We start from the raw sequence: 2,875 nt of genomic DNA, 5'->3' as shown, positions 1-2,875 counted from the left end.
GGGGGCGGGCGCGTTGGGCGGGTAGTAGCTGAAGACAGACGGCGCGCGGGGCACCCACTGCCCCATGCTCTTGCTCCAGTTGTTGAGCCGCAGGCCCGGATCCTGGGTGAGGTCCAGCGTGGGGTCCAACCAGCGGACCCAGTTCGTGATGAACAGCGCCGGCGAGCGCAGGTGGCCGAAGCCGGGCCGCAGGGCCAGGGGCGGCTGGGCGCCGCGCGCCTCGTCGTCCTCCAGGATGGCGCGCACCACGGACTTCAGGTTGCCGCGCTCGCCATTCGCGTCCAGCTTGAAGACGGTGGCCACCCGCCGCACGTAGGCCGGCGTCGGGTTGCTGGTGACGAGGTGCTGGATGAGCTGCTTGCTGATGAAGGGCGGGACGTTGGGGTCGTTGAAGACGTTGTCCAGCGCCTGCTGCAGGTGGGCCTCCGCGGTCCCTCCCGCGGTGGTGACGACGCCGCGCAGGAGCGTCTGCGAGCGCTCGTCGTGGTTCACGTTGCACGCCATCATCGGCTGCGTGTAGTCGGGCGTGAGGACGGAGCCGCCCTTCGCCGGGCACGCGGCGGCCTTCCACGTCCACCCGGACAGCGCGCTCGCGAAGGCCTGCACCTGCTCCTCCGTGTAGGCGAGCTTGGGCTTGCCCGTGATCGAGTCCATCTGGATGGTGCCGTCCAGGTTCAGCTTCGGGATGCCGAGCGTGAAGAGCTGGAGCATCTCCCGGGCGTAGTTCTCGTTCGGATCAATGCGGGTGCCGGCCCCGTTGAAGGCGCGGTTGTTGACCATGTCCAGGTAGCGGCCCATGGCCGGGCTCCGGGTCATGACCTCCAGCAGGGTGCGGAAGTTGCCGAACGCATACGTCGACAGCAGGTTCAGGTGCCCCGCCAGTGCCATCTTCGGATCCGAGGACGTGGTCCGCTGCGACTCCGGGATGCCCAGCTGCGAGACGACGAAGATCTGGCTGAGCGCGAACGCCACGCGCAGCCGCAGTTGATCCTCTCCGCTGACGGCGCGCAGGAAGAACTGCGAGCCCAGGTCCGCCGCGGTGTCCGCGCCGTTGAACGGCGTGGCGGGCTGGAGGCTGAACTGCTCGGTGAGCGACTGCGGGATGCCCACCGCCATCACGTGCTCCACCGTGCCGACAGGCGCCGGGCTCACGTTGCGCGCGAGGCGCGGACCGAACGAGGCCTGCTCCAGGAAGCGGATGCTGTTCGCCTCGCCAGGTGTCTCCAGTGAATCAACGGCCTGCTGGGTTTCACCCAGGGCCGCCGCGGGTGGGGGGGATTGCTCAGGGGGCCCTTCGACGTCTGCGCAGGACACGGCGCAGAAGGCGAGGGCCAGGGCGGTGCGACGAAGCATCCATCTCTCCTCGGGACAGCGGGGAAAGACAGATTCTAGGATAACGATAAATTCAGTTAAAGCATGTTTTTCTGGTGGTCCAGGAACCCTGTTCCCCTCGGGGGCGTCCGGGAGTAGAGCACCGGGCTCGCGAGCGGAGCTCGTGCCGGGAGGAAGCCAGCGCGTGAGTGCGACGAAGAGCCCCAGCCATCCCGCCTCCGCGCTCGCCTTCCACTCCGTGACGCTGGCGTTCTTCGCGGGCTGCGCGGCGTGGCTCGCGCGCGAGTCGCGCGGGCTCGGAGGCCGGCCCGGGATGATGGGGTGGGGCGTCGCGGTGGCGGCGGGAGGCCTGGCGCTGCTGGCCCTGGGCGCGCTCGTCGGGTTGCTGCGCGGCGGGAAGCGCGTTGCGCTCCAGTCGCGGGCGGAGATGGGGACCTACGCGCTGGTGCTCGCGGCGATGGGCGTGCTGACGCTGGTGGGGCTGCGCCTGTGGAGCGTGGAAGGACGGCCCGCGCTCGCCACCTTCTGCCTGGGGCTCACGGTGTGGCTCGTCGGCGTCGGCCTGCACGCGGTGCCCGCGCTGTTCCTGGGGCCGGACGGCTTCATCGACTCGCTGGGCCGGCGGACGCCCTTCGCGCGGCTGGAGTGGTTCTCGCTCCAGAAGGACAAGGGGGAGCTGCCCCGCGTCCTCTTTCAGGCGGGCCACGGGACGCGGCTGCTGCTCAACGCGCGGCTCGCCAGCGCGGACGCGGACACCGTGCGCGCGGCGCTCCTCCGGGCCGGCCTGACTTCACGGCCCCGGGGCGGCTGACGCTCACGGCCCGTCCGCGCCCTTCCAGGGGTCTCCGCCCACGCCGAAGGACTCCAGCTGGAAGGACTGCGTCCCCGATACGCGCACGAGGCCCAGGCCCGGAACGCCGGGCGACCACTGCGCGGTGATGCCCATCGGATACGAGTACTCCGTCACGGCCAGCTTCTTGCCGGCGACGGTCTCCGTGGATTGGCGCAGCAGGTGGGGTTGCCGCTCGGCGCCCGGCTGGTCGAAGGGCGCCACCGTGTCGCTCGGGGGCTTGCCCGGAACGCGCAGGCGCAGCAGCAGCACGCTCTTCGCGCTGAAGCGCTCACCCTCCACCAGGAAGTCGAAGCGGACGCGGCCGACGGCGGGCGCGTCGACCTCCAGGAGGATCCACCGTCCGCGCTTGCCCTCGTGGCGTCCCGGGCCGCCCACCTTGAACACGAACCGCGAGGGCCCGTCCGCGGACGTGTTCACGTAGCGCGCCCAGCCGCCCTCCTTGGCGACCAGCGGCAGTCCGAAGAGGGCATCCGGTGCCCCTCCCTCCGCGCGCGCCGCAGAGCCTCCCAGGCACAGCAGCAGCGCCAGCACGGCCATTCCCCGCCCCACCCGGGGCAGTACGGGCGGGGGCGCGGACCTGGCGGGCGTGGCGAGGAGCAGCACGGCGGTGCACACGGGACACAGGAGGCGGCGCATGGGAGCAGCACTATCCGTCCGGGACTCGTCCCTGGACAAGCTGGGGGCCCGGGT

At 71.2% G+C, this 2,875-nt stretch carries 3 protein-coding genes; 1 reads left to right on the top strand and 2 read right to left on the bottom strand.

Going from position 1 to position 2,875, the window contains the following annotated elements:
- On the bottom strand, positions 1-1,353 hold a 1,353-nt coding region (locus D7V97_RS41890), incomplete at its 3' end, for a DUF1800 family protein (protein ID WP_120616114.1).
- A 163-nt stretch (positions 1,354-1,516) separates the two neighbouring features.
- On the opposite strand from D7V97_RS41890, the gene D7V97_RS41885 reads away from it, so the two are divergent.
- Positions 1,517-2,143 carry a hypothetical protein gene (locus D7V97_RS41885; RefSeq protein ID WP_120616113.1) on the top strand — a complete coding sequence of 209 codons (627 nt, stop codon included), beginning with the start codon at positions 1,517-1,519 and terminating at the stop codon, positions 2,141-2,143.
- Positions 2,144-2,146: 3 nt separating this feature from the next.
- Here the strand turns inward: D7V97_RS41885 and D7V97_RS41880 are convergent, their stop codons facing one another.
- Positions 2,147-2,821, bottom strand: coding sequence for a hypothetical protein (locus D7V97_RS41880; protein ID WP_233583579.1), 675 nt, complete (start codon positions 2,819-2,821; stop codon positions 2,147-2,149).
- Positions 2,822-2,875: the final 54 nt, after the last annotated feature.

Origin of the sequence: Corallococcus sp. CA053C (assembly GCF_003611675.1) — a bacterium.
Classification (GTDB): domain Bacteria; phylum Myxococcota; class Myxococcia; order Myxococcales; family Myxococcaceae; genus Corallococcus.
Note: the sequence above shows the minus strand (reverse complement) of the source record. Positions and strands in the feature narration are given on the sequence as shown.

Bases quoted from the DNA above. Each gene is read 5' to 3' on its own strand.
- D7V97_RS41880 (WP_233583579.1), bottom strand. From the start codon at position 2,821: ATGCGCCGCCTCCTGTGTCCCGTGTGCACCGCCGTGCTGCTCCTCGCC.